This window comes from Citrobacter sp. RHBSTW-00671 (genome assembly GCF_014103415.1).
Taxonomy (GTDB): domain Bacteria; phylum Pseudomonadota; class Gammaproteobacteria; order Enterobacterales; family Enterobacteriaceae; genus Citrobacter.
On record NZ_JABXPR010000001.1, the window covers coordinates 753,623 to 778,754 of the forward strand.

The 25,132-nt window shown below is 52.3% G+C and carries 21 protein-coding genes; 11 read left to right on the plus strand and 10 right to left on the minus strand.

The window, feature by feature from the left end:
- The first annotated feature begins 116 nt into the window (after positions 1-116).
- Complete coding sequence (gene prlC / locus HV261_RS03575) at positions 117-2,159, plus strand: oligopeptidase A (protein WP_202037487.1); 2,043 nt, start codon at positions 117-119, stop codon at positions 2,157-2,159.
- Positions 2,160-2,293: 134 nt separating this feature from the next.
- Entirely contained in the window at positions 2,294-3,043 is a 750-nt protein-coding gene (gene rsmJ, locus HV261_RS03580) for a 16S rRNA (guanine(1516)-N(2))-methyltransferase RsmJ (RefSeq protein WP_202037488.1), read from the plus strand.
- Between the two features lie 170 nt (positions 3,044-3,213).
- Here rsmJ and HV261_RS03585 read toward each other — a convergent pair whose 3' ends face one another.
- Positions 3,214-4,413, minus strand: coding sequence for an NAD(P)/FAD-dependent oxidoreductase (locus tag HV261_RS03585; RefSeq protein WP_202037489.1), 1,200 nt, complete (start codon positions 4,411-4,413; stop codon positions 3,214-3,216).
- A 231-nt stretch (positions 4,414-4,644) separates the two neighbouring features.
- Here HV261_RS03585 and HV261_RS03590 point away from each other — a divergent pair, with 231 nt between their 5' ends.
- Complete coding sequence (locus HV261_RS03590) at positions 4,645-5,148, plus strand: RrF2 family transcriptional regulator (RefSeq protein ID WP_202037490.1); 504 nt, start codon at positions 4,645-4,647, stop codon at positions 5,146-5,148.
- A 43-nt stretch (positions 5,149-5,191) separates the two neighbouring features.
- Here the strand turns inward: HV261_RS03590 and nadS are convergent, their stop codons facing one another.
- The 4 genes from nadS to uspA form a co-directional block, all read right to left on the minus strand.
- On the minus strand, positions 5,192-5,479 hold the full coding sequence (gene nadS / locus HV261_RS03595; protein ID WP_202037491.1) for a NadS family protein: 288 nt from the start codon (positions 5,477-5,479) through the stop codon (positions 5,192-5,194).
- Positions 5,476-5,817, minus strand: a complete 342-nt coding sequence (locus tag HV261_RS03600) for a type II toxin-antitoxin system RelE/ParE family toxin (protein ID WP_326929123.1) — start codon at positions 5,815-5,817, stop codon at positions 5,476-5,478. Before HV261_RS03600 ends, nadS begins: the two co-directional genes overlap by 4 nt.
- A gap of 110 nt (positions 5,818-5,927) precedes the next feature.
- Positions 5,928-7,400: a dipeptide/tripeptide permease DtpB gene (dtpB, locus tag HV261_RS03605; protein WP_202037493.1), complete on the minus strand. Its 1,473-nt coding sequence runs from the start codon at positions 7,398-7,400 to the stop codon at positions 5,928-5,930.
- Between the two features lie 281 nt (positions 7,401-7,681).
- Entirely contained in the window at positions 7,682-8,119 is a 438-nt protein-coding gene (uspA, locus tag HV261_RS03610) for a universal stress protein UspA (protein WP_137382013.1), read from the minus strand.
- Positions 8,120-8,512: 393 nt separating this feature from the next.
- On the opposite strand from uspA, the gene uspB reads away from it, so the two are divergent.
- Positions 8,513-8,848 (plus strand): universal stress protein UspB, encoded by a 336-nt coding sequence (uspB, locus tag HV261_RS03615; RefSeq protein ID WP_003023371.1) that lies wholly within the window; start codon positions 8,513-8,515, stop codon positions 8,846-8,848.
- Positions 8,849-8,913: 65 nt separating this feature from the next.
- On the opposite strand, the gene pitA is transcribed toward uspB, so the two are convergent.
- Positions 8,914-10,413: an inorganic phosphate transporter PitA gene (gene pitA, locus HV261_RS03620; protein ID WP_202037494.1), complete on the minus strand. Its 1,500-nt coding sequence runs from the start codon at positions 10,411-10,413 to the stop codon at positions 8,914-8,916.
- 229 nt (positions 10,414-10,642) lie between these two features.
- On the opposite strand from pitA, the gene HV261_RS03625 reads away from it, so the two are divergent.
- Both HV261_RS03625 and HV261_RS03630 read left to right on the plus strand, forming a co-directional pair.
- Entirely contained in the window at positions 10,643-11,836 is a 1,194-nt protein-coding gene (locus tag HV261_RS03625) for a BaiN/RdsA family NAD(P)/FAD-dependent oxidoreductase (protein ID WP_202037495.1), read from the plus strand.
- A gap of 143 nt (positions 11,837-11,979) precedes the next feature.
- Entirely contained in the window at positions 11,980-12,651 is a 672-nt protein-coding gene (locus HV261_RS03630) for a FadR/GntR family transcriptional regulator (protein ID WP_202037496.1), read from the plus strand.
- Between the two features lie 10 nt (positions 12,652-12,661).
- On the opposite strand, the gene HV261_RS03635 is transcribed toward HV261_RS03630, so the two are convergent.
- The 4 genes from HV261_RS03635 to HV261_RS03650 form a co-directional block, all read right to left on the minus strand.
- On the minus strand, positions 12,662-14,134 hold the full coding sequence (locus tag HV261_RS03635) for a fructuronate reductase (RefSeq protein ID WP_202037497.1): 1,473 nt from the start codon (positions 14,132-14,134) through the stop codon (positions 12,662-12,664).
- 105 nt (positions 14,135-14,239) lie between these two features.
- Complete coding sequence (gene uxuA, locus HV261_RS03640; protein WP_202037498.1) at positions 14,240-15,424, minus strand: mannonate dehydratase; 1,185 nt, start codon at positions 15,422-15,424, stop codon at positions 14,240-14,242.
- Positions 15,425-15,444: 20 nt separating this feature from the next.
- Positions 15,445-16,470 (minus strand): zinc-binding dehydrogenase, encoded by a 1,026-nt coding sequence (locus tag HV261_RS03645; RefSeq protein ID WP_202037499.1) that lies wholly within the window; start codon positions 16,468-16,470, stop codon positions 15,445-15,447.
- The gene (locus HV261_RS03650) at positions 16,442-17,731 is read right to left on the minus strand and encodes an MFS transporter (protein WP_048213619.1); all 1,290 of its coding nucleotides are present in this window, start codon (positions 17,729-17,731) and stop codon (positions 16,442-16,444) included. The genes HV261_RS03645 and HV261_RS03650 overlap by 29 nt, the downstream gene beginning before the upstream one ends.
- Positions 17,732-18,294: 563 nt before the next feature.
- Here HV261_RS03650 and HV261_RS03655 point away from each other — a divergent pair.
- Genes HV261_RS03655 through HV261_RS03675 form a run of 5 tightly spaced genes read left to right on the plus strand, consistent with a single transcriptional unit; the run spans position 18,295 to position 25,115 of the window.
- Complete coding sequence (locus HV261_RS03655; protein WP_202037500.1) at positions 18,295-19,770, plus strand: MFS transporter; 1,476 nt, start codon at positions 18,295-18,297, stop codon at positions 19,768-19,770.
- Positions 19,767-21,311: an FGGY family carbohydrate kinase gene (locus tag HV261_RS03660; protein WP_202037501.1), complete on the plus strand. Its 1,545-nt coding sequence runs from the start codon at positions 19,767-19,769 to the stop codon at positions 21,309-21,311. The genes HV261_RS03655 and HV261_RS03660 overlap by 4 nt, the downstream gene beginning before the upstream one ends.
- Complete coding sequence (locus HV261_RS03665) at positions 21,308-22,987, plus strand: glycerol-3-phosphate dehydrogenase/oxidase (protein ID WP_202037502.1); 1,680 nt, start codon at positions 21,308-21,310, stop codon at positions 22,985-22,987. The genes HV261_RS03660 and HV261_RS03665 overlap by 4 nt, the downstream gene beginning before the upstream one ends.
- The gene (locus tag HV261_RS03670) at positions 22,984-24,540 is read left to right on the plus strand and encodes an FAD-binding oxidoreductase (protein WP_202037503.1); all 1,557 of its coding nucleotides are present in this window, start codon (positions 22,984-22,986) and stop codon (positions 24,538-24,540) included. The genes HV261_RS03665 and HV261_RS03670 overlap by 4 nt, the downstream gene beginning before the upstream one ends.
- Positions 24,540-25,115: a glycerol-3-phosphate responsive antiterminator gene (locus HV261_RS03675; RefSeq protein ID WP_137382002.1), complete on the plus strand. Its 576-nt coding sequence runs from the start codon at positions 24,540-24,542 to the stop codon at positions 25,113-25,115. Before HV261_RS03670 ends, HV261_RS03675 begins: the two co-directional genes overlap by 1 nt.
- Positions 25,116-25,132 lie beyond the last annotated feature (17 nt).

Below are 25,132 nucleotides of genomic sequence, written 5' to 3' on the forward strand. Positions count from 1 at the left end.
GGGCGTCTTTCCATCACGGTTAGCATTGAAATCCTCTACACTTAACCCCATTCTACAAATAATATGCACAGCGCCGGATACGCGCTTCATTCACTCTTTTCAACAGGACCGCGCTAATGACCAATCCATTGCTGACTCCCTTCGAACTGCCGCCGTTTTCTAAAATTCAGCCTGAGCACGTCGTGCCCGCTGTGACTAAGGCGCTAAACGATTGCCGCGAAAACGTTGAACGCGTGGTTGCGCAGGGCGCGCCGTATACCTGGGAAAATCTCTGCCAGCCATTGGCGGAAGTGGACGATGTCCTGGGGCGTATTTTCTCTCCGGTCAGTCACCTGAATTCGGTGAAAAACAGCCCGGAGCTGCGCGAAGCCTACGAACAAACGCTGCCGCTGCTGTCGGAATACAGCACCTGGGTTGGGCAACATGAGGGGCTGTACAAAGCCTACCGCGATCTGCGCGATGGCGATCATTACGCCACCCTGAATACCGCACAGAAAAAAGCGGTCGATAACGCACTGCGTGATTTTGAGCTGTCTGGCATTGGTTTGCCGAAAGAAAAACAACAGCGCTATGGCGAAATCGCGACCCGTCTGTCTGAACTGGGTAACCTGTACAGCAACAACGTGCTGGATGCGACTATGGGCTGGACCAAACTCGTCACCGACGAATCTGCGCTTGCCGGGATGCCGGAAAGTGCGCTGGCCGCCGCTAAAGCCCAGGCTGAAGCCAAAGAGCAGGAAGGTTATCTGCTGACGCTGGACATCCCGAGCTACCTGCCGGTAATGACCTACTGTGACAACCAGGCTCTGCGTGAAGAGATGTACCGCGCTTATTCCACCCGCGCATCTGACCAGGGGCCAAACGCGGGCAAATGGGATAACAGCCCGATAATGGAAGAGATCCTCGCGTTGCGCCACGAACTGGCTCAACTGCTGGGCTTCGAAAGCTACGCCTTTAAATCTCTCGCCACGAAAATGGCGGAAAACCCGCAGCAGGTGCTCGACTTCCTGACAGATCTGGCCAAACGCGCCCGTCCGCAGGGTGAAAAAGAGCTGGCCCAACTGCGCGCCTTCGCGAAAGCGGAATTTGGCGTTGATGAGCTGCAGCCGTGGGACATCGCGTACTACAGCGAGAAGCAAAAACAGCACCTTTACAGCATCAGCGACGAGCAGTTGCGTCCTTACTTCCCGGAAAACAAAGCGGTTAACGGCCTGTTTGAAGTGGTTAAGCGCATTTACGGCATTACCGCGAAAGAGCGTACTGACGTAGACGTCTGGCATCCGGAAGTTCGCTTCTTTGAACTGTACGATGAAAACAACGAGCTGCGTGGCAGCTTCTATCTGGACCTGTACGCGCGTGAACACAAACGCGGCGGGGCGTGGATGGACGACTGCGTCGGCCAGATGCGTAAAACCGACGGTACGTTGCAAAAACCGGTCGCTTATCTGACCTGTAACTTCAACCGTCCGGTGAACGGTAAACCGGCGCTGTTTACTCACGATGAAGTGATCACGCTGTTCCATGAGTTTGGTCACGGCCTGCACCACATGCTGACCCGCATCGAAACGGCCGGCGTTTCCGGTATCAACGGTGTGCCATGGGATGCCGTCGAACTGCCGAGCCAGTTTATGGAGAACTGGTGCTGGGAGCCACAAGCGCTGGCGTTTATCTCCGGTCACTATGAAACCGGTGAACCGCTGCCGAAAGAATTGCTGGATAAAATGCTGGCGGCGAAAAACTACCAGGCGGCGCTGTTTATTCTGCGTCAGCTGGAATTCGGCCTGTTTGATTTCCGTCTGCACGCGGAGTTTAACCCGCAGCAGGGGGCGAAAATCCTTGAAACCCTGGCAGAGATTAAAAAGCAGGTTGCTGTGGTGCCAGGGCCGACATGGGGCCGTTTCCCGCACGCTTTCAGCCATATTTTTGCCGGCGGCTACGCAGCGGGTTACTACAGCTATCTGTGGGCTGATGTCCTGGCGGCTGACGCGTTCTCTCGCTTTGAAGAAGAGGGGATTTTCAACCGCCAAACCGGACAGTCTTTCCTGGATAGCATCCTGACTCGAGGGGGGTCTGAGGAGCCAATGACGCTGTTCAAACGCTTCCGTGGCCGTGAGCCGCAACTGGATGCGATGCTGGAGCATTACGGGATTAAAGGCTGATTTTCCCGTCATACTTCAAGCTGCCTCTTCGGCAACTGCGCTCACTCACCCTGGTCACGTACTATTTGTACGTTCCCAGGGATTCCTTCACTTGTTGTCTTGATGCAACTCGAATTATTTAGGGTAAAGCGGAATTGAAAATCTGCTTAATTGATGAAACAGGCGCCGGAGACGGCGCCTTATCTGTTCTTGCCGCCCGCTGGGGGTTAGAACACGATGAAGATAACCTGATGGCGCTGGTGATGACAGCGGAGCATCTGGAACTGCGTAAACGTGATGAACCCAAACTCGGCGGTATCTTCGTTGATTTTGTCGGCGGGACGATGGCCCATCGGCGTAAGTTTGGCGGTGGACGAGGCGAAGCGGTAGCGAAGGCGGTCGGCATTAAAGGCGATTATCTGCCAGACGTGGTCGATGCTACCGCGGGACTGGGGCGCGATGCGTTTGTGCTGGCCTCCGTTGGCTGCCATGTACGGATGCTGGAACGTAATCCGGTGGTGGCGGCGCTGCTCGACGATGGCCTGGCCCGTGGTTATGCAGACCCGGAAATCGGTCCGTGGCTGCAGGAACGTTTACAGCTGATCCACGCGTCGAGCCTGACGGCGTTAACCGATATCACGCCGCGCCCGCAGGTGGTGTATCTCGACCCGATGTTCCCACATAAGCAGAAAAGCGCGCTGGTGAAAAAAGAGATGCGCGTGTTTCAGTCGCTGGTGGGGCCGGACCTGGATGCGGATGGCCTGCTGGAGCCTGCGCGTCAGTTAGCCACCAAACGTGTGGTGGTGAAGCGCCCGGATTACGCGCCGCCGCTCGCGGATGTGGCGACACCTAATGCGGTAGTCACCAAAGGGCATCGGTTCGATATTTACGCCGGGACGGCGTAGCGTGTTGGCCGCATCCGGCTTGATGCGCTGAATCGCCTGATGCGCTACGCTTATCAGGCCTACGGCCGGGTGTAGTTTGTAAGCCGGATAAGGTGTTAGCCGCGGTGGTGTCGATAATTGCCTGGTAATTTGTAGGCCGGATAAGGCGTTAGCCGCATCCGGCGATTCGACTACACGAATGGAGCCAGCGGATCGGCAATCTCAAACGCCACGGCCTTGTCAGCCTTCGGTGGATATATCAACTCACTGACAATTGATACCTTCAGTTTTTTCGCCTCTGCACGCGTCAGTTTCACCTGCTGATCCCACCCTTCGGTATACACCGCGCCCCATGCGCCCAGATCCAGACAGGTGACGTAGTTTTCCTGACGGTATGGCAGTGGCGCAACGTTTAACAAGCTGGCTGCCGCGTTATTTCCGGCAAATTTGCCCAGTAAAATAGCGTGCTGGCAGGTCATTAGCGCGTGATTACCTTTATCATCGGTGGCGGCATAAGCCACATCGCCGGTGGCATAGATATCATCATGGCCGATGACCTGAAGGTTAGCGTCCACATGCAGGCGACCCTGGCGATCGCGCGGTGCGTCAATTTGCGCCGTTAACTCGTTTGCCTGGACGCCAACCGTCCAGATAACGGTCTGTGAGGCGATGGTCTGCCCATCTTTCAGCGTGACGCCGCAGGCATCCACGCACTCCACTTCCGCATTGACCAGCCATTCGACGCCCAGTTCAGCGGAGGCTTCGATAATGACATCACGTAATTCCTGGCTCCAGCGCCCGCCTGGTTGAGCGCCGCGTTCAACTACGACAACTCTGGTCTTAGCATCAGCACCTAATATTTCGCGCAAACGCCCCGGCAATTCCAGCGCCATTTCAATCCCGGTAAAGCCGCCGCCACAGACCACGACCGTATTGCGAGCCTCACATTCCGGTTGTAACGCCAGATCCTTAATGTGCTGCTCCAGTACGGCGGCGCTCTCGAGTTGGTCGAGGTCAAACGCGTGCTCGGCGGCGCCGGCGACAATGTCGCGGTTTACGTGGCTGCCGCTGGCGAGCACCAGGCGGTCGTAGCGGCGCAGATGAATTTCACCGTTGGCATCTTTCCAGCTTACCTCTTTAGAGGCCGGGAGGATCTGCTCAACGTGACCTTGCAGGAAGTTAACGCCGGTGGCGTCGAATAACGGTTGCAGTGGGGCGACCAGCGTGTGGACCGCGCTTTCATAAAAACGCGGGCGTACACGCAGCTCTGGCTGTGGCGCAATCACCGTAATATCAATGGTCTGCTGGTTTTTATCCGCCAGGCGTGCGGCGCTCAATGCTGCCCACATACCGGCAAAACCGGCGCCCACGATCAGAATTTGTTTGTGCATTGGTTTTATCTCACTGGTGACTACGAATTATTTACTCGGATTTTATTGGTCGTAGTTTTGGATTGCAATGCGATCCTGATCCTTTTTTCCGTATTGCATCGGGATGCTTTACTATCTGTTTGATAAATATCTATTTATATTTTTATGCTCATGCGGGAACACTCTGTTCTCTGGAATGCCTTAGATGAAAAAGCTACAATAAACTCAGATTTATTTTGGCTGAGATAAAAAATGGCATTTTACAGTTCCGGGGTTGAGTACGGCATCCATAGCCTGATGTGTATGGTCGATAGCAAAGGCGACGCGCGGGATATGAGCGTGCGAGAAATTGCCGAACTACAAAGCGTGCCGTATGACTATCTGGCAAAAATATTCACTCGTCTGTCGAAAGCAGGTCTGGTGCGCAGTATCGAGGGTAAGGGCGGCGGGTTCCAGTTGGCCAAACCCGCGGAAGACATCACCGTGCTGGATGTGGTCAATGCCATCGATGGCGATAAGCGTATTTTTGAGTGTCGTGAAATTCGCCAGCGTTTGGCCGTTTTTGAGGAGCATCCGCCACAGTGGGCTTGTGAAGGCATTTGCGGCGTGCGTTCGGTAATGGACATGGCGCAACAGCGCATGGAAGAAGCGCTTGGCCAGCATACCATTCTGGATTTGGCACGTAAGATGTACCGCAAAGCGCCGGACACCTTCGTAGTGGAAGTACAGGAGTGGATTGCCGCGCGCAAAGGGTAACGGTTGGAAATGCCCGATAGCGCAAGGCGTACCGGGCGGTATCTCAGGCAATCTTGAAGAGATTGACCATCTCCGGGTTGCGCTCTATAACGCGGAGAACCTTAAGATAGGTTCCTGTAGGAATACGTCTTTTTTGTTCCCAGGCCTGGATTAAAGAGGATGAAACACCTATCGCCTGTGCAAATTCATCCTGCTTCATTTTAGCTTGTTTACGAATGGCTTTTACGTCCGGAAGTTCATACCGGGTTACCTGGGCGGCAGGTTTACGGCCCAGGCTAATTTCAACGGCCTCGCTTGCCGAATCCATCAGTTCTTTAAAGAAATCATTCATAAAGAGCTCTCTTTCAATTGGTGAATGATGGCCTTGAGTGCGTTTTTTTCCTCGCCGCTCAGGTTGTCTTTCCTGCTTTTAGGATAAGCCATGAAAAGCCAGATACGCCCTTCGCCATTTTGAAAATAGTAAATACTTCGAATCCCGCCACTTTTGCCTTTGTTGTTGCTTTCAGGTGCGAAACGGACCTTCCTGCAACCGCCTGTACCCTGAATTAAATCTCCCGCCAACGGATTTAAAATGAGCATTTCCTGAAATGCCCGGTACTCATCCTCGGTGAGCAACGCTTCCCGTTGGCGTGAGAAGACTGAAGTCTCAATAAACTCAATATAGTTCATGGTCATGTCCGTCCATGATGACCTGGGTGTGCAAATTATACTCTTACGGTGTAGGACTTGAAAGGCAAAAAAAACCGCGATGTGACTCGCGGTTAATGTTAAAAATAAGCTTATTTGTTGCTATCTGGCGTATTAATCATGCGGTTCAGCCATGGCACCATAATCGCCATCACAACCGTTACCGCCAGGGTGACCAGGCCAATCTTACTGAAGACGTTGGTGTAGATAGGCAGCGTCTGGAGTGGATCGGTAATGTTTTCCGGTACAGCTGTAAACGTTGCGACGTAACCCCCCATCAGGAAGGCTGCTGCCTGCGTCAGGAACCACATCCCAAGAATAAAGCCCATCAGGTGTTGTGGCACCAGCGCGGCGACCATGGCCAGTCCCAGGGCGCTAATCAGCAGCTCACCCAGGCTCTGGAACAGATAAACCAGCACGATAAACCACGGAGACGTCAGCCCTTGCGCATCGGCAAACCACATCCCGGCTGCGGCGGCAGTCAGGAAGCCTAGTGAGCACAGGAACATGCCAAGCGTAAACTTCATCGGCATGGTCAGGTCTTTGCCCTTGTTGCCCAGACGGGTATAAATCACCGCCAGTACCGGGCTGGCAAGCACGACCCAGAACGGGTTCAATGCCTGGAAGCTCACCGGGTTGATGGCGAAGCCGAGAATTTCATGGTGGACGTTATTGATGGCAAAGAAGTTCAGCGACGTTGGCATCTGTGCGTACAGCACGTAGAACACCACCGCTTCCAGCATCAGGATAAAGGCCACGAACATCTTATTGCGCCCGGTTTTATCCAGTTTGAATGCCTGACGGAAGAAGATGATGGTGACGATAATCGACAGGACGATCAGCACCAGGTTGGCAACTTTAACGTTGTGCATCAACCAGGCACACACGAAAATCATCACCACGGTACCGGCCAGAACACACAGCAGGTTACGGAAGCTCAACGGCTTATGGTCCGGCTCGGAACCGATATCCTTCACCATTCCACGGCAGGCAAAGTAGACCAGCAGCGCAACGATAAGCCCGGCACCGCACAGGTTATAGGTAACGGCGTAGCCAAACTTATCGGCAATCACCGGCGCCAGCGACAGTGACAACAGCGAACCGATGTTGATCGACATATAAAACAGGGTAAAAGCACCGTCCAGACGGGCGTCTTTCGGGGGATAGCATTTTGACAGCAGGCTTGCCGGGTTGGCTTTAAACAGCCCGTTACCCACGGCAATGGTACCCAGTGCGACAAAAATCAGGTCGGGCTTGAGCAGTGACATCCCGGTCATGAAGTAACCAAGTGCCAGTACGATAGCGCCGAGCACCAGCGTGCGTTTGGTCCCTAAAAGATGGTCGCCGACATAGCCGCCGATGGAGATCAGGCCGTATACCAATGCCGCAAACGCGCCAAAGGTGATAAAAGCCTGTTCCTGAGAAAATCCGAGTTGCTTAACAAAAAATACCGCCAGGATGCCCTGAACGCCGTAATAGCCAAATCGTTCCCATAATTCTACAAAGAAGATCATGAAGAACGGACGAGGTTGCTGCAGCAAGCCCGTAGGTGCAGTAGTATTCATATTCCTTCGCCTTTCAAAGCCATCCCGAAAAGTATGAACGCGTATTCTTAAACGCGCCGAAAAAGTCTTATTTTGTTATAGACTGCGGCGATTAGCCGTAAGGGTAGATTATTATAGAGATAATTTTCGATCCAATTAGTTGATCACACTAATTATGATTTATTTGTTGGATTGATGTACTAATTGTATCCAAATAACAAAAACAAAAACGCCCGCACAGGCGGGCGTTTACAGGCTTTAATGCTTGCAGCGGGCCGGGTTATTCCCCGGCAGCAAGTATTTTATGCTTCTTCTTCGTCACGCAGCGGAACAATCAACATGTCGACGTGCACGGTGTTGATCAGTTGACGCGCGGAGGACATCAGTTTGCTCCAGAAATCCTGGTGGTGGCCACAAACGACGAGATCCATGTCGTATTTTTTGATGGCATCGACCAGGACCTGGCCCAGGTCGCCGCTACCGCTCAGGGTTTCGGTGATTGGGTAGCCTGCATTGGTGGACAGCTCGGTTAACGCGTGGTGGGTTTCTTCAGAAATGCGTTTCTGCATGTCGCCCAGATTCACGTCGATTAGCCCGGTGTACAGGTCGGAATAGTTTACGTCAACGTGGATAAGGGAGACTTTCGCATTGTAAGGCCGCGCCATAGAGACCGCTTTTTCAACCAGAACTTTGCTTTCTGGAGAAAGATCAACCGCGATAAGAATGTGTTTATAAGCCATAGTGTTACTCCTTCCATAAGTTGTCGATGACTAGCCTGCTGGCGTTCATTTGCCGCCGCGTCATCCGCGTCCTGCGAACGTTGTGCGCGGGGCTAGCCCAGTCGTAAAAACGTACCTTTTAAGGACTATCCTTACATTATAGCGACCGGGATAATCCGTCAATCCGCCTTGCTTGCCAAGTAGTTAAACAAATTTTTTAGTTAATTGCATTGATAGTGCTTAACCTTCTGGCAAAAAAATTAACTGATCTCCTACACTATTTAGAGAGGCGCTCGGATGCGTGACACTAACACGAGCGGTTTCAGTTGTACTCTTCACTGAATGGTTTGGCAGGGTATCGGGGAGCGGTAGTCCCGGAAAGGAGTTCCGTGGGCGGGTCGCCGGGGAGGAGATATGATAAGCACCATTGCGTTATTCTGGGCTTTATGTGTCGTTTGCATTGTTAATATGGCGCGTTATTTTTCTTCGCTACGCGCACTGTTAGTGGTACTTCGTGGTTGCGATCCATTACTTTACCAGTATGTCGATGGGGGCGGCTTTTTTACCTCGCATGGGCAACCTAACAAGCAGATGCGTCTGGTGTGGTATATCTACGCTCAGCGTTACCGTGATCATCATGACGATGAGTTTATTCGCCGCTGTGAGCGGGTTCGCGGTCAGTTCATCCTTACCAGTGCGTTATGTGGGCTGGTGTTAATCAGTATGGTCGCGCTGATTATCTGGCACTGATTTCTACGACAGATATAAAAAAAAGCGGGTCAGTTTCCTGACCCGCTTTTTTACTGTGCATGCGCTTAGATTAGCTTCAGGGAGAGCCAGTACAGCACCCCGGAAAGGATAATCGCTGCTGGCAGGGTGAAGACCCAGGCCATCAGAATGCTGGTTACCGTTTTACGCTGCAAACCGCCACCGTCAACAACCATCGTCCCTGCAACAGAAGAGGAGAGAACGTGAGTGGTGGAAACAGGCATACCGGTGTAACTGGCGAGACCGATAGAGACTGCGGCAGTCATCTGTGCCGACATCCCCTGAGCATAGGTCATGCCTTTTTTACCGATTTTCTCACCGATAGTGGTCGCCACGCGACGCCAGCCAATCATCGTACCGCAGCCCAGAGCCAGAGCAACAGCCATGATAATCCACACCGGTGCGTACTCAATGGTGCTCAGCATGTCGGTTTTCAGTTTCTTCAGCAGACGCTGATCGTCGCTGCTTACGCCAGGCAGTTTCACGACTTTATCGGTCGTATCAGAAATGCACAGCATAATGCGACGCAGCTGGCTACGCTGCTCAACGCTTAACTTGTCGTAGGTTTCCAGGTTCGCCAGCATACCTTTCGCACGCTCAAGCGCGTTGATGGTATTTGCCGGGTGACAATGGAACTCTGCCGGTGTCGTTGTCGCCGTTTCCGTCGGAGACGGAATCAACTGATCAACGCCGGTCGCCTGTTTGAGCAGGTCAGGGCGCTGCTGGAAGTAGGTTTCGACGTTATTGATAGCATCACGGGTACGCGTAATTTCGTAACCAGAAGCATTCATATTCACCACGAAGCCTGCAGGCGCTACGCCAATCAGTACCAGCATTACCAGACCAATACCTTTCTGCCCATCGTTAGCGCCATGAGAGAACGCCACACCGATAGCGGAGAGGATCAGCGCGATACGCGTCCAGAACGGCGGCTTTTTCTTACCGTCTTTCTTTTCACGCTCTGCTGGCGTCAGGTGAATACGCGCGCGCTTCTTGGTGCCATTCCAGTAACGACGCAGCAAGAAGATCAGACCGCCAGCGAACACCAGACCGACAATAGGGGAAACGATCAGCGAACCGAAAATATTGAGCACTTTCGGGATGTTAAGTGCATCCACCACTGAAGTCCCGTTCATCAACGCATTGGTTAAACCAATACCGATGATCGCGCCAATCAGCGTGTGGGAGCTGGATGCAGGCAGACCAAAGTACCAGGTACCGAGGTTCCAGATAATTGCCGCCAGCAGCATGGAGAACACCATGGCGAGGCCATGTGAAGAACCCATGTTGAGCAGCAGATCCGTTGGTAGCATATGCACGATGGCATACGCTACGCTGAGACCACCCAGCAAAACACCAAAGAAGTTGAACAACGCAGCCATGACCACCGCCAATTGCGAACGCATTGCACGGGTATAGATCACGGTTGCGACAGCATTGGCTGTATCGTGGAAGCCGTTAATTGCTTCGTAGAACAGCACAAAAGCCAGAGCAAGCAATAATAAAAGCCCGGTATGTAAATCCAGGCCAGCAAACAAATGTAGCATAGGACGTTACGCCATTTTGAGGACATGAACGCGGCGCATTATCAGTGACTTTGGCGGCGCGGGCAAAGTGAAATATAGAGTTTTTTTGATTTGTCTCCTGCTTTGTTTTACACCACTAAAGAATTATCCTATAGAATTCATATAAATACCTATTATTGATAGTTTGGTGCTGGTGCGACCACTGAGGAATCTTTACAATTCACGCCCGCTTTTTAGAGAGGATCGCAACGTGGAAAGGTTTGATACCGTTATTATAGGCGCTGGCGCAGCGGGTATGTTCTGTGCCGCGCAGGCAGGGCAAGCAGGCAGTCAAGTACTGCTGATTGATAATGGTAAAAAGCCGGGACGTAAGATCCTCATGTCCGGCGGAGGGCGTTGTAACTTTACCAATCTTTATGTGGAACCGGCTGCATATTTGAGTCAAAACCCGCATTTTTGCAAATCGGCTCTGGCTCGCTATACGCAGTGGGACTTTATCGATCTGGTGGGTAAACACGGCATTGCCTGGCACGAAAAAACGCTTGGTCAGCTGTTCTGCGATGATTCGGCCCAACAAATCGTCGATATGCTGGTTGCTGAGTGCGAAAAAGGTAACGTTACGATGCGGTTACGTAGCGAAGTCCTGAGCGTCGCACGAGATGATGACGGCTTCATTCTGGAACTGAACGGGATGACGGTCGGTGCGAAGAAATTGGTGATTGCCTCCGGTGGGCTTTCCATGCCGGGTCTGGGGGCAACGCCGTTTGGTTATAAAATTGCCGAACAGTTTGGACTGAAGGTGTTGCCGACGCGCGCAGGCCTGGTGCCCTTTACGTTGCATAAGCCACTGCTGGAGCAACTTCAGGTGCTCTCAGGCGTGTCTGTTCCTTCCGTAATCACCGCTGAAGACGGCACCGTATTTCGTGAAAACCTGCTCTTTACGCACCGTGGGCTTTCAGGCCCGGCCGTTTTGCAGATTTCCAGTTTTTGGCAGCCCGGCGAATTTGTCAGCATTAATTTGTTGCCGGATGTTGACCTTGCGAGCTTTCTCGACGAACAACGAAGCGCACATCCCAATCAGAGCTTAAAGAACACCTTAGCGATGCAGTTGCCGAAACGTCTGGTGGAATGCCTGCAGCAATTAGGGCAAATCCCGGATGTAACGCTGAAACAACTTAACGTGCGCGATCAGCAAACGCTGGTGGAGACGTTAACTGAATGGCGGGTGCAGCCGAACGGTACGGAAGGGTATCGCACTGCGGAGGTCACGCTGGGTGGCGTGGATACCAACGAACTGTCTTCGCGCACGATGGAAGCCCGCAAAGTGCCTGGGCTGTACTTTATTGGTGAAGTGATGGATGTCACCGGCTGGTTGGGTGGGTATAACTTCCAGTGGGCGTGGTCGAGCGCCTGGGCATGTGCACAGGATTTGGTGTCTGAATAAGTGAAAGACTCTGTCTGCACACAATAAGAAAAAATATCATCGTGATGTGTGATACATGAACTGACTCTGACGTGCGTTTCTTAACTCCAGGAATGATATGATAAATCAGTTAAAAATCGCACAGATAAGAGAACGGGAGGCACATGGTTATTCCTGAGGTAAAACAGGAGCGGCTCTATCAAAAGATAGCCAATCTCATCATTAAGCTCATCAATGATAGTATTTTTCCGCCGGGAAGCTTCTTACCACCCGAACGTGAGCTGGCGAAGCAACTTGGCGTAAGTCGCGCATCGCTCAGAGAAGCGCTGATTGTGCTGGAGATTTCCGGATGGATCACCATCCAGTCAGGTAATGGTGTGATTGTTGCTGATAAAAAGCATTCCACCAGTGATTATACGATTGAAGAAATCCTCTATTCGCGTGAGTTGGTCGACAGCCATTGTGCGCGTCTTGCTGCTCAGGCCGGGCAAGATGATCTCATTAGCCAGCTTGAAGCACTGCATCTCAGCATGGAAAAGGCCATTAGCGAAAACAATGTGCATGGTTTTTATTCCCTCGATAAGCAATTTCATTTAACAGTATCAGAAGCCAGCCAGAACCGCGTACTGCTTGATATGTCGCGAATGCTGTGGGAACAGCGCGTTAACATCCCGTATGCCGGGCTGGACAAACGTTCCGGCAATCGGGATGTATTAACCAGCATGAATACACAGCATAAAGCGATTGTGGATGCGATCCGCCAGGCTGATGCTGACGGTGCTTACCAAAAATCGCTGGAACATCTGGCCTATGTCAGACAGATCGTGGGTCTTTAATCACACCACGCTATTGGCGTAGAGCGGCTACCGCTGCACGTGCGCCTACGCTGTGCAATTGCTGACAGGCAGCGGTTACGCGTTCGATAAAGTCTGTGTTCTCGCAAAGGTCTCGCCCAAAGATAGTGTCAATGGCTAACAGCGCCCGGACACGTTCTTCTATTGATGGATACTGTTGATAAATAGCCTGATACTGTGCTGACAGCGGATCTATCACCTCAATCGGATGACCTTGTTCATCCACACCGCTGATGTAGCGCATCCAACCGGCGACTCCCAACGTCAGATGGCGAGCGTCTTCGCCTTTTTTCAGATGAAGTCGAATGGGGTCCAGCAAGCGTTGCGGTAATTTCTGGCTGCCATCCATCGCAATTTGCCAGGTTCGGTGCTTCAGTGATGGATTAGTAAAGCGCGCGATCAGCAGCTCTGCATAAGCCGCAAGGTCTGTTCCTTCCGGCATCGACAGCGTCGGCGCTTGTTCATTGAGCATCAAAGCCAGCGCAGCGTTGCGATACGCCGGGTTGGTCATCGTATCGGCAATCGTTTCATACCCGCCCAGATAACCAAGGTACGCCAGGAAAGAGTGGCTGCCGTTGAGCATGCGTAACTTCATCATCTCAAAAGGCACCACATCTGCTACAAACTGTGCGCCCACGCGATCCCAGTCCGGACGCCCATTGACAAAATTATCTTCAATCACCCACTGACGGAACGGCTCACAGGCAATGGCACAGGGATCATCCACCCCAAGCTGTTCAGCGATTTGCGCTAACGTCTCTTCTGTTGCTGCCGGAACGATGCGGTCTACCATCGTGCATGGGAACGTTGCCTGTTCGGCAATCCACTCAGCCAACTGCGGATCGCGCTCGGCGGCTAAACCCAGGACCGCGGTTTTTGCGACGCGGCCATTTTCTCGTACGTTGTCGCAGGACAGCACAGTAAAAGCCTTCAATCCCTGCTGGCGGCGTAGCGCGAGGGCTTCGACGATATAACCCATTGCGGATTTGGGGGACTGTGGGTGAGCAATGTCGTGCTGGATAAACGGATGATTCAGATCCAGCTCGCCGCTGGCGGCATCTGTGCAATATCCTTTTTCGGTGATGGTCAGTGAAACGATGGCCGTTTCTGGACGGGCCATTGCGTGGATAATGGCTTCACAGCCGTCAAACTCAGGATGCAGTGCTTCTTTCATCGCGCCAATGATTTTAAGCTCTGTCGTTTGTGCTCCACGCTCGGCAACGGTGTACAGCAGATCCTGCGCTTTCAGGTTTTGAATCAGTGTGGCATCGTTTCCGGGCATCAGGTTGACCTCACAGATACCCCAGTCGCTGTCACTGCTTTCCAGCAAATGATGTGTATAGAGTGCCTGATGAGCGCGGTGAAAAGCGCCGCAACCAAGATGTACGATACGCGAAACAAGGCGTGAACGATCCCAGCGCGGGCGTGGGGTGGAAATCTGGGCGGTGGCGAGATTCTTGTCCATGACAAACTCCTGTCATTGATGATCTTCTTTGATAATGCGCTATCAAAGACCGGTCCTGACTGAAAGTGAAAAACCGCATGGCGGGGATACCATGCGGCAATGTGGTTACTGATTGAAGAAGGCGCGTTGGATAGCCAGTTCAACGCCGCGTACTTCAGCCAGGCCTTTAAGGCGACCAATAGCGGAATACCCTGGGTTGGTTTTCTTTTTCAGGTCATCAAGCATTTGATGACCGTGGTCTGGTCGCATGGGGATAAGTAAGGCGTTGCCTTCAGCTTTACGTCGCTGTTCTTCTTCGACTATCGCTTTCACGACGTTGTACATATCGACATCCCCGGAAAGATGCGCCGCCTCATGGAAGGTTTTGGGATTCTCTTCGCGTTGTGTGGAACGCAGGTGCGTAAAGTAAATCCGCGGGCCGAACTGTTTGATCATATCAACCAGATCGTTGTCGGCGCGTACGCCGTAAGATCCTGTACACATCGTAAAACCGTTGGCGGTACTGTTTACGGTATCCACCATCCACTGCATATCTTCTACAGTAGAAACGATGCGCGGCAGGCCAAGAATTGGGCGCGGCGGATCGTCCGGATGAACCGCCATACGTACACCCACTTCTTCCGCTACCGGGATAATGGCTTTCAGGAACCAGGCAAAATTTTCCCGTAAGGCCGCTTTGTCGATATCTTTATAGGTTGCAAGGTGGCTACGGAATTGGTCCAGCGTATAGCCTTCCTCGGCGCCAGGCAGACCGGCAATGATATTTCGCGTCAGCCGGGCTTTGTCCTCTTCGCTCATATCCGCAAAACGCTGGTGAGCCTGGGCAATTTCCTCCGCGCTGTAGTCCGCTTCCGCACCGGGACGCTTGAGGATATGCAGCTCAAAGGCGGCAAACTCAATCTGGTCAAAACGCAGAGCCTTTGAACCGTCGGGTAGCACATACTCCAGGTCGGTACGGGTCCAGTCCAGAACCGGCATGAAGTTGTAGCACACGGTAAAGATGCCGCATTGGGCGAGATTGCGCAGCGTCTGCTGGTAATTCTTGATCCACAGATCGTACTGGCCCGTGTGGGTCTTGATGTCTTCATGGATCGGCACGCTTTCCACGACCGACCAGACCAGACCCGCTTTTTCCACGATCGCTTTGCGTTTGAGAATTTCTTCTACGGACCAGACTTCACCGTTTGGAATATGGTGCAGTGCAGTGACCACACCCGTTGCACCGGCTTGACGAACATCGGACAACGACACGGGATCGTTCGGGCCATACCAACGCCAGGTTTGTTCCATCGCTTTATCTCCTGGAAAAATTAATGAAAGGTCGCATTGATCTTCAGATAGCGTTCCGGGTATTGATCGAGTTCCTTCACGGCGTCAGGCACATCATCAATATTCACCACCTTGCTGACGACATCCGCAGGATTAATGTTCAGCGTAGCCAGCATCTGTAACGCTTCTTCGAATTCGCCAGCACTGGTACGTGATCCGCGCAGATCCAACTCTTTAAACGTGATCAGGTTAGTGGGTAACGATGTCTCCTGTTTTGGCCAGCCGGTGAAAGCAATACGACCCGCAAACGAAGCAAGATCCAGCGTTTCGCGAATTGCACTGTTGGCACCAGATGCTTCGACGACAACCTGTGCCATCGTCCCCTGCGTGATATCTTTAATCGCCTCAACAACCTGGGTGTTCGACGGATTGATGACGTAAGGCACGCCCAGCGATTTTGCGTATTGAAGTCGTTCGTCCACGATATCGATCAGAATTGGCGTCGCACCGTAGCGCAATGCGCTCAATGCAGCCATCAGACCAATCGCACCGGCTCCAATAATGGCGATATGCTCCCCGGCCGTCAGTTTGGCGCGGTGTAGCGCATGCAGTGCGATCGTCAGTGGTTCAGCCAACGGAGCCATCTCAGTAGCGACGTCATCCGGGATTTTGTGAATCAAATGCGCGGGGTGAGCAACCACCTCCTGCATCGCGCCATCAATATGTACGCCAATGACCTTCAGGTTTTCACAGCAATTTGTTCTCCCCACTGAACAGGGGTAGCAATGACCACAATAAATATAAGGATCAACAATAACGCGGTCACCTTCCTTAATATTTGCTGGCATGCCCTTGCCTTGTTTAATAACAATACCCGTGACTTCATGTCCAATAATCCGTGGATAGGTCACCAGGGGGTTAGTACCGCGAAATGCACCTATATCAGAGCCACATATTCCAGCAGCATCAACTTTTATTAATACTTCATTATCTTTCTTTTCTGGGTAATCAACCCAACGGGTTTCAATTTCACCAGGTTTATTGATGTAGACAGCTTTGACTTTCATTTGTTTTTAATCCTTTATTTTTGACAAATACGAATACCAGGCAGCTGGAAACAATCGCAATAGCACCAGCCAGATAGAATGCGTAATCATATTTACCGCTGAACTGAACAATAAATCCGGTGACCAGAGGGCCAATAATTCCGGATATATTTGCCAGCCCATGCATGGCGCCACCGACGCTACCCACTTTATCTTTGTGCACGACGTCCTGAATAACTGCCCAATAAATAGGTCCAGTTAAATACAGCAGGAATAACGAGACTGACATCAATCCAACGGCACTGCCGATAGTGGTAACCGTTCCAGAAACCGCCACACAGATTGCCGCTCCAGCCAGGCAAACACCGAGAATGAGACGGCGAGAAAGCAGGGCGTTGCCCGTTACCCGATAGATAAAGTCAGAGCATACGCCACCCAATACCATGCCGATTGCACCAATTACCCAGGGGATCACCGTTGCAATACTGATTTCTTTAATATCAAGGTGTAGAGAGTGGTTCAGATAGCTTGGGAACCAGGTCAGGAAGAAAAAGAGTATGTAGTTATAGCTGAAGAAGGCCAGCGTCGTTGCCCACACCATCGGCTGCTTCATGTAGTAGCCGAGAGAAGGCATCGCTTTACCGTCATCCGCTAAAATGATGTCATCATGGTTTTCAAAATCGACACGTTCTTCCGGGGCGAGGTGTTTACTTTTTGAGGGTTTATCACTGGCAATGAAATACCAAAGTAATACCCAGGCTAAACCAAACAGGAAAATAATACCGAATGCCGGACGCCAGCCTAATGAAAGAGCCAGCAGACCAACCACCGGACCGGAAATTGCGCCGCCCAACGGCGATCCTGCGCTGAAAATGCCGATGGCAGTGGCCGATTCTTTACGCGAAATCCAGTTATTGATTATTTTATTACCTGCAGCACTGACCGGCCCTTCAGCCATGCCGAATAATACGCGAACAGCTAGCATAGTCCATAAGCCAGTAACCAGACTGGTCATCCCACAAAATACTGACCAGAGTAATGCGGCGACCAGAAATACTGTCTTGGGGCCAAATCGGTCACTGGCCCAGCCACCGATAAAGTTAAACAGTGCATAACCAACAAAGAATGCGCTGAAAATCATACCCATTTCAGCGGCATTAAATCCTAATTCCTTTTCGATGAGTGGAGCGGTGATCGACAATGCTGAACGATCCATATAGTTAAGCATGTAAACTATAAATAGAAGAAAAACGATAAGCCATCCCATTGTTTTTCTTTTCATGATATATCCTCTTATTGTGGTCTAGCGGCCTGACCACAATATTTAAAAGCTATTTTAAGATCACCATTCTTTTGATACGAATGTGATCAACATAACGAAAAATTAGCGCGTTAAATAATCACGAACAAATGCGTGTTGACATATCTTTATGAATTTTAAGGTTTTTGATGTTAGTGGTGAAATTTAGGATAAAAACGAGCTTCGTATTCAACACCTATTTTGGGTGGATATTGCAATGGCGTCGTACAGGGAAAACGGCGAACGTTCAACGCAAATCAGTCAACCAGTGCAGCGGCTACGTACAGTCACAGTGGTATCCCACCCGCTGAGAGCGGAAAAATGGCTCATAACGATCTCGCTTTGTAATGTTTCATTAACATTTGAGCTACATGTCACAGAATCAACGATGGGGATAAAAGTCGCTTTGACACGCTTTGGGTTACCTTCTAGAGTGGAAAAATACAGATTTTAGATAAGAGACTATCTGTGAAATTAAGATGGTCTCTTATTGCATTTTTTTAGCTAATGGCGACCTTCTTCCGAATATTATGAAGGGGAAAGCCATGTCCGCATGCTCATTCTCGAATCCGATAAAAATCCGTGGTGTTGATGATGTTATTCATTGCATCGACTCACGCGGAAAAATCAATGGCAGAGCCGGTGTTATTTGGTGGTTAGCACTAGGCGGCCTGTTTCTTGACGCTTTTTCAAATTCAGCCCTCAGTGCTGGATTAAACCCAATGACCCGCAATTTAAATCTTACTGCGACCGAAGTTGCACTACTCACCTCATTTTCATCGTGGGTTGCCATATTATTTAACCCGATTGGCGGCTGGATTGCCGATCGCTGGGGGCGTGTGCCACCGCTGATTATTGCCAAAATAATGGCGGTAATCGGTGCGTTGCTGGTGATGTCGTCCTCCAGTTTCAGCACCATTATCATAGGCCGCTTCTTCGTTGGTGTCTCTTACGGGATGGACTTTGCTGTGGCAATGGCCATGCTGGCAGAGTTCACGCCTGTGAAACTCAAAAGCCGTTTAAATACCTGGCAGGGTGTCTGGTATGTGGCCGTTTGTTTAAATTTGGTATTAGCGCTGATGTTTTACTCATGGGATGTAGGTGATGCCATCTGGCGTTATTCCATTGCTGTAACGGCGTTATGTGGACTGATCGTTCTGTTTTTCCAGTTCCGTTATTTAGTGGAAAGCCCGGTCTGGCTGGCAAGGAAATCTCGATTACCTGACGCTATCGTTGCCATGAATAAAATATACGGTGACCAATTTATTCTGGCGCCGAAAGCAGAACAGAAACCCGTTATTGGGCAGGCTGAAAAAGGCGCAAGAAATGTGCTGTTAATATTCCGTGGTGTCTATTTACCACGCACGATTCTGGCTTCGACCGTTCAAATCTGTCAGTCGATCCAATATTTTGGTGTGGGCTGGTATTTGCCGGTTATTAGCGCTGCGATGTTTGGTAAAAACTTTGTTTACGCAACCTTATGTTCACTATTTTTTAACGTTTTCGGCATCGTCGGCGGTTTCTTATCTCCCGCGATTGGCCGCCGTCTGGGGTTGCGCCGCTCCTCGGCGATCGGTTTTGCCGTAGCCTTCCTCGTGCTACTCACGCTGGGTCTGTTCAGTGACACTATGCCACTTTGGGCCTCTTTGTTGGTCCCTGCACTGTTTATTCTTTGCCACTCAGGCGGACCTGGTGCAAACGGGAAAAGCCTGTCGTCACTCTCTTTTCGCAGTGAACTGCGGGCAGGTGCCAACGGCGTGGTCGGTGCGCTTGGCGCAATCGGTGCGGCGCTTGGGCTGTTTATTTTCCCGGTCTTCCGTGATTTGTATGGCCTGCAAACGACCTTCCTGATCATGTCTGCCGTGCCGCTGTTTGCGAGCATTATCTGTTTTGTTATTCCGTGGGACCCCACCCGCACCACTATTCAGCCGGATAACGAGCCTGGTGCGCCGCAGTTCGAATCGCCCCCTTCACCTTATCCAGAGTCGATGGCCCCAGAATCAAACAGGAGTACGAAATGAGTGAATACGAAGATGTCATTCTGGCTATCGATGAAGGTACATCGGGGACCCGTGCGGCAGTTGTTGCACATAATAGCCAGGTTCACTGCCTGGAATACCAGCCGCTTCAGGTCAGTAGCCTGCGTCATGGTGTGGTGGAACAAGATGCTGACGAGGTCTTGCAGGCCACTATTGAGGTTTGTCGCAAAGCGATAGCTAACGCGCAATGCAACAAGATGCGCATTGTGGCGCTGGCGATTGCGACCCAACGCTCAACGGCAGTGCTGTGGGATGCGCAAACGGGCAAGGCATTAACTCCGGCGATGGTCTGGCAGGATGCGCGTTTCACGGATGAACTGGCCCAGCTAGCCCCTGAATGGGATGCAAAACTGCTGCCGCTGATTGGGCGACCGGTTGGGATACGTTCTCCTTATCTTTGGGCGTCGCACCATCTTGCCAATACGCCTGCGGTGGCGAAGGCGTATCAGGCTGGAACACTGGTCTTTGGTACCGTTGATAGCTGGTTGCTTTGGCATTTGGCGCAGGAGAAAAAAAGTGTCACCACACCGACAAATGCCACCTCTGCTGGCGCGTATTGCCTCAAAGAGCATCACTATCATTTGCCATGGCTACAGACTCTGGGCTTCCCGGCGTCATTGTTGCCTGAATTACATGATGATGCCGATGACTTCGGCACCACGCGTGAAGATATTCTGGGGATAAGCGTGCCGATCCTGGCCTGCGCAGGGGATCAGTTTGCAGGGGCGATTGGGTTGGGGTGTACCGAGCGAGGGCAGGCTTTTTGTATGCATGGCACTGGCAGCTTTGTTGATTTAATGATGGGGCCAACGGTACCAACATTACAAAAGGGTTGTGAAAGTACGCTCACCATGACGGCGCGCCGCCAAAAAGGGCTTTCGCATTTCTCTGTCGAAACCTTTGTCCCCACTACCGGTTCGGCGCTCAACTGGGTGTGCGAAAAGCTGCATTGGTTTGACTCCCCAGAACAGATCAGCGAGCTGGCCGCGCAGGCCAGCGACGCGGGTGGCGTAAGTTTTATTCCGGCGCTAACGGGGCTACGCGTACCCCATCTCCAGCCTCATGCCCGAGCGTCCCTGAACGGTATCTCAATCTCGACCACGCGTTCGCAGGTGGCCTACGCGATTCTGGAAGGGATTGCGCATTCGGTCGCGGCCTGTATTCGCGCAAATGAAGCGGCAACCGGTATCCCCACAAAAGAGTTGGTGGTCGGGGGAGGGTTATCAAATAGCGATACGTTATTGCAAATCCAGGCCGATCTTAGCGGTATTCCCGTGCGGCGAATGGCCGAAACGGCGCGGGCAAGCTTACGTGGCGTTGCGTTTTTGGCCGGTGCCAATGGGCTGCTGTGGGACTCGCTGTCGGATGCCTGCGCCATGCTAAAAACCGCGCGGCTATTTGAGCCGAAAATCAGTCATGACCTTCGCGAACAAAAAATTAACCGCTGGGCGATGCGTATTGCACTCGAAATGGAAGCCGCCGACAGCCTCACCTCAGCTAATCAGGAGCACACTTACTCATGAAGTTTTTCCCTTCGCGAAAGCCCAACAAAACCTGCAGTGAGATGTACGGTGCAGAGCCATTACGTCTCCAGCGCGCTGAACAACTGGATCGGCTGGAAAGCGACACCTACGACATGCTGATTGTCGGTGGTGGCGTAACCGGAGCCTATGCGGCGTTGGATGCCAGCCTGCGTGGCTACCGGGTGGCGCTGATTGAGAAAAGTGACTTTGCCTCAGGCACCTCATCAAAGTCATCGAAAATGGTACACGGCGGTCTGCGCTATATCGAACAAGGAAATCTGGGACTGGTGCGTCACTCTTTGCTCGAACGCCAGCGCATGCGGAGAAATGCCCGTCACCTGGTGCAACGGTTACCCTTTTTATTCCCGGTGCTCGATAAAAATGGCGTATTCGACAAGCGGATGTCCGCTGCATTTGAAAGCCTGCTCTGGACCTACGACCTTGCGGGAGGATGGCGGGAAGGCATCCTTCACCAAAAATTGACCCCTGCGGAAGTGCTGTCGCATTGCCCGACGCTCAAAGAAGAACAGCTATCCGGTGGTTTTATGTATTTCGATGCCCGCGTCGACGATGCCCGACTGACGTTGGCATTGGTGCGCACGGCGGCGTTTCATGGCGCGGTGGTGACCAACCACGCGGAAGTCATCGAAACCACGCGCGACCAGCACGGCAAAGTGAATGGAGCCATCGCCTATGCCGATGGCAGAGAAATTCAGGTCAACGCACGGGTTGTCATCATGGCGACGGGCGTCTGGCTGCGTGACTGGAATGGGCTGAAAAAAGGTGACGCATCGCCGCTGAATATCCGTCCTGCCAAAGGGGTACATGTTGCTATTCCGTGGATGAAGATCCGCAATGATTGCACGGTGACGATCCCGGTTGCCGGGCGTAGTCGCCGCGCAACGATCACCCGTTGGGGCAACGTTTCCTATTTGGGTACCACGGATGAGGATTATCAGGGCGATCTCAATGATGTTCACTGCAATCGCGCTGAACTGGACTTTCTACTGGAAGGGGCGAATTCGGCATTGAAAACCGATCTCCGCCCGGAAGACGTGGTGGGAAGTATCGCCGGTTGCCGCCCTCTGGTGGGGACGGCGGGAGGCAAGACCGTTGAGATGAAACGTAATCATGAAATCACGATTGCGGCAGATGGTCTGATTACGATTGTCGGCGGCAAACTGACGACATCACGTCATATGGCAGAAGAGACCATCGATGCCGCCAGCAAAATACTCGGCCGTAAAAAGGCCTGCTCAACCAAAACCGCCTGGTTGCTGGGGGCGGCGGGCTATGACCCGCAGGCAATTCTGGCATCGGGCGGTTTGTCTGCGCACCTGGGGGAGCGCTACGGGACGGAAGCGCATTTTGTCAGTGACCTTATCCAGTCCAATCCCTTACTGGCAAAGCCAATTGTGGAAGGGCTTCCCTATACCGAAGCGGAGGTGGTGTATGCCGTGCGCCATGAACTCGCCAGCACCATTGATGATGTGTTATCGCGCCGAATTCGTGCCCGTCTGATGGCTCGTGATGCGTCAGCGAATGCTGCGGAACGCGTGGGGGAAATTCTGCAACAAGAGCTCAAGCTTCAGCCTGAACAGGTGGCCCGGCAGGTAGCCAGCTATCGGGCGGCAATTAAACATGAAAAATCAACTCTTATGGGGACATCCGAATGATCAGTAAAGAAGCGATTAAACGCGGTTACAACCGTGGAAATTATACGGTAGGTGCACACACGCGCCCGGCATGGGCGACGGATATCAAAAGCAGCGGTGGCGCGAAAGGGATGCAGATTGATCCGGTGGCGATGAGCGAGGCAACGTTTGACCGGCTGCGGGTCATTGCTGATGAGGTGCTGACGTCGGAGTCTGATGTGATTACCTGGACCCGCGACTGGTGGGCCGGATCGATGATTGCGGAAACCCAGGGCGCACCGGCCACGTCAAAAGGGGCGATTGTACGTGTCTCTACGGTAGAACAAATTCAGGATGTGATGCGTCTGGCGAATGCGTTGGCAATCCCGGTCACGGTTTCCGCCGGGCGCAGTAACGTCACTGGCGCCGCATTGCCGTTGCGGGGGGGCATTGTGCTGGATGTTTGCGAACTCAACAAACTTATCGACTTCGATCCACAAAGTCAGATTGTTGACGTTGAAGCCGGCATGTTCGGCGATATTTTTGAACAAACTATCCAAAAAGAGTACGGCATGACGATGGGCCACTGGCCGTCATCGTTTGGTATCAGTACCGTGGGCGGTTGGGTGGCCTGCCGTGGCGCGGGACAGTTGTCGACCCGCTACGGCAAAATTGAAGATATGGTTTTTGGGATGGATGTTGTCCTTGCCGATGGCCGCTTAATCACCGTGGGTGGCTATGCGCGTAGCGCAACGGGGCCTGATCTACAGCAGATGTTTATTGGTTCTGAAGGCACATTGGGGGTGATTGTCCGTGTGCGTCTGAAACTGCATCGTTTACCTGACTATGGGCGTGCCATCGCCTGGGGTTTTTCCAGCTTCGCCAGTGGACTGGAGGCATGCCGTGAAATTTTACAGCATGGCGCGAACCCCGCAGCGTTGCGCCTGTACGATAACCTGGAAAGCGGCGTGCAGTTTGGTTTACCAGATACCAATGTCCTGTTGATTGCGGATGAGGGGGAGCCAGAGATTGTCGATGCGGTGCTGGCTATCAGCGAACGTGTGTGCCAACGCAGCGGACAACAACTCGACGGCGAGGCTATTTTTGAACGCTGGCTGGACACCCGATATCTGACCGGAAAAAGTGCTGAAGGCTTTAAAAAGAGCCCGGGTCTGGTGGCGGATACGCTGGAAATGGTGGGACGTTGGCGCGATCTTAGCGACGTGTATGATGATGTGGTGGCTGCGATTAATGCCGTACCCGGCACGCTGGCCGGTTCGGCGCATCAGTCTCACGCCTACATCGACGGCGCATGCCTCTATTTCTCATTGCGCGGTGATGTGGCGATTGAGCAACGTGCGGCCTGGTATCGTGCGGCATGGGATGCAGCGAATGCGGTGCTAATTAAGCACAATACCTCCCTTAGCCACCATCATGGTGTTGGTCTCCTGCGTTCGCCCTATATGCAGGCTTCTTTAGGCGAATCGCTTTCCGTTCTGGCGGATATCAAATATGCGCTGGATCCGAAAAACATTCTTAACCCAGGCAAGCTGGGGTTAAGCGTCGATCTTCCTTCGCATCAGGCAGGTCAATAATGATCAAAAATCTTGGCGTGCTCCTGGCACGCCAGCCCGTCATCATGGCGATTTACGGCATTGAGCAATTGAAAACCGCGCTGTCCAGCAAGGCGGAAGTCTGCATTATTGCCAACATTGACCTGATTAAGCTCCATCCGGTGATAGAACTGCTGTCGAAGGCGGGGAAGTACGTTATCGTGAATATCGACAGCTGCAATGGGCTGTCCCAGGATAAGGGCGGCATTGATTATGTGGCCGAAACGGGAGCGATGGGGTTGCTCTCGACGCGTTTACAAACCGTACAGCGTGCGAAAAAGTGTGGACTGGTGACGATGCAGAAAATCTTTGTCACCGACCGTTCCACCTGGTTACGTAGCCTGAAAGCCGTAGAACAAAGCGAACCCGATTACGTGCAACTGATGCCCGCGCAGATGTTGCCGCTACTCTCACAGGCTGACCGTAATGTGTTGCCGCCGATAGTGGCATCAGGCTTCGTCTGTAACGAGGAACATGCTCAAACGGCGCTGTTACACGGCGCGATAGCCGTTTCGAGCAGTGATAGCGCGTTATGGGATATAGACCTTCGCCGTTAGAACACCGGGAGCCGACT

Excerpts from the sequence above, each read along its gene's own strand:
- prlC (WP_202037487.1), top strand. The coding sequence starts at position 117 with ATGACCAATCCATTGCTGACTCCCTTCGAACTGCCGCCGTTTTCTAAA.
- HV261_RS03585 (WP_202037489.1), bottom strand. The coding sequence starts at position 4,413 with ATGCACAAACAAATTCTGATCGTGGGCGCCGGTTTTGCCGGTATGTGG.
- HV261_RS03590 (WP_202037490.1), top strand. The coding sequence starts at position 4,645 with ATGGCATTTTACAGTTCCGGGGTTGAGTACGGCATCCATAGCCTGATG.
- nadS (WP_202037491.1), bottom strand. The coding sequence starts at position 5,479 with ATGAATGATTTCTTTAAAGAACTGATGGATTCGGCAAGCGAGGCCGTT.
- HV261_RS03600 (WP_326929123.1), bottom strand. The coding sequence starts at position 5,817 with ATGAACTATATTGAGTTTATTGAGACTTCAGTCTTCTCACGCCAACGG.
- dtpB (WP_202037493.1), bottom strand. The coding sequence starts at position 7,400 with ATGAATACTACTGCACCTACGGGCTTGCTGCAGCAACCTCGTCCGTTC.
- uspA (WP_137382013.1), bottom strand. The coding sequence starts at position 8,119 with ATGGCTTATAAACACATTCTTATCGCGGTTGATCTTTCTCCAGAAAGC.
- uspB (WP_003023371.1), top strand. The coding sequence starts at position 8,513 with ATGATAAGCACCATTGCGTTATTCTGGGCTTTATGTGTCGTTTGCATT.
- pitA (WP_202037494.1), bottom strand. The coding sequence starts at position 10,413 with ATGCTACATTTGTTTGCTGGCCTGGATTTACATACCGGGCTTTTATTA.
- HV261_RS03630 (WP_202037496.1), top strand. The coding sequence starts at position 11,980 with ATGGTTATTCCTGAGGTAAAACAGGAGCGGCTCTATCAAAAGATAGCC.
- HV261_RS03635 (WP_202037497.1), bottom strand. The coding sequence starts at position 14,134 with ATGGACAAGAATCTCGCCACCGCCCAGATTTCCACCCCACGCCCGCGC.
- uxuA (WP_202037498.1), bottom strand. The coding sequence starts at position 15,424 with ATGGAACAAACCTGGCGTTGGTATGGCCCGAACGATCCCGTGTCGTTG.
- HV261_RS03645 (WP_202037499.1), bottom strand. The coding sequence starts at position 16,470 with ATGAAAGTCAAAGCTGTCTACATCAATAAACCTGGTGAAATTGAAACC.
- HV261_RS03650 (WP_048213619.1), bottom strand. The coding sequence starts at position 17,731 with ATGAAAAGAAAAACAATGGGATGGCTTATCGTTTTTCTTCTATTTATA.
- HV261_RS03655 (WP_202037500.1), top strand. The coding sequence starts at position 18,295 with ATGTCCGCATGCTCATTCTCGAATCCGATAAAAATCCGTGGTGTTGAT.
- HV261_RS03660 (WP_202037501.1), top strand. The coding sequence starts at position 19,767 with ATGAGTGAATACGAAGATGTCATTCTGGCTATCGATGAAGGTACATCG.
- HV261_RS03665 (WP_202037502.1), top strand. The coding sequence starts at position 21,308 with ATGAAGTTTTTCCCTTCGCGAAAGCCCAACAAAACCTGCAGTGAGATG.
- HV261_RS03670 (WP_202037503.1), top strand. The coding sequence starts at position 22,984 with ATGATCAGTAAAGAAGCGATTAAACGCGGTTACAACCGTGGAAATTAT.
- HV261_RS03675 (WP_137382002.1), top strand. The coding sequence starts at position 24,540 with ATGATCAAAAATCTTGGCGTGCTCCTGGCACGCCAGCCCGTCATCATG.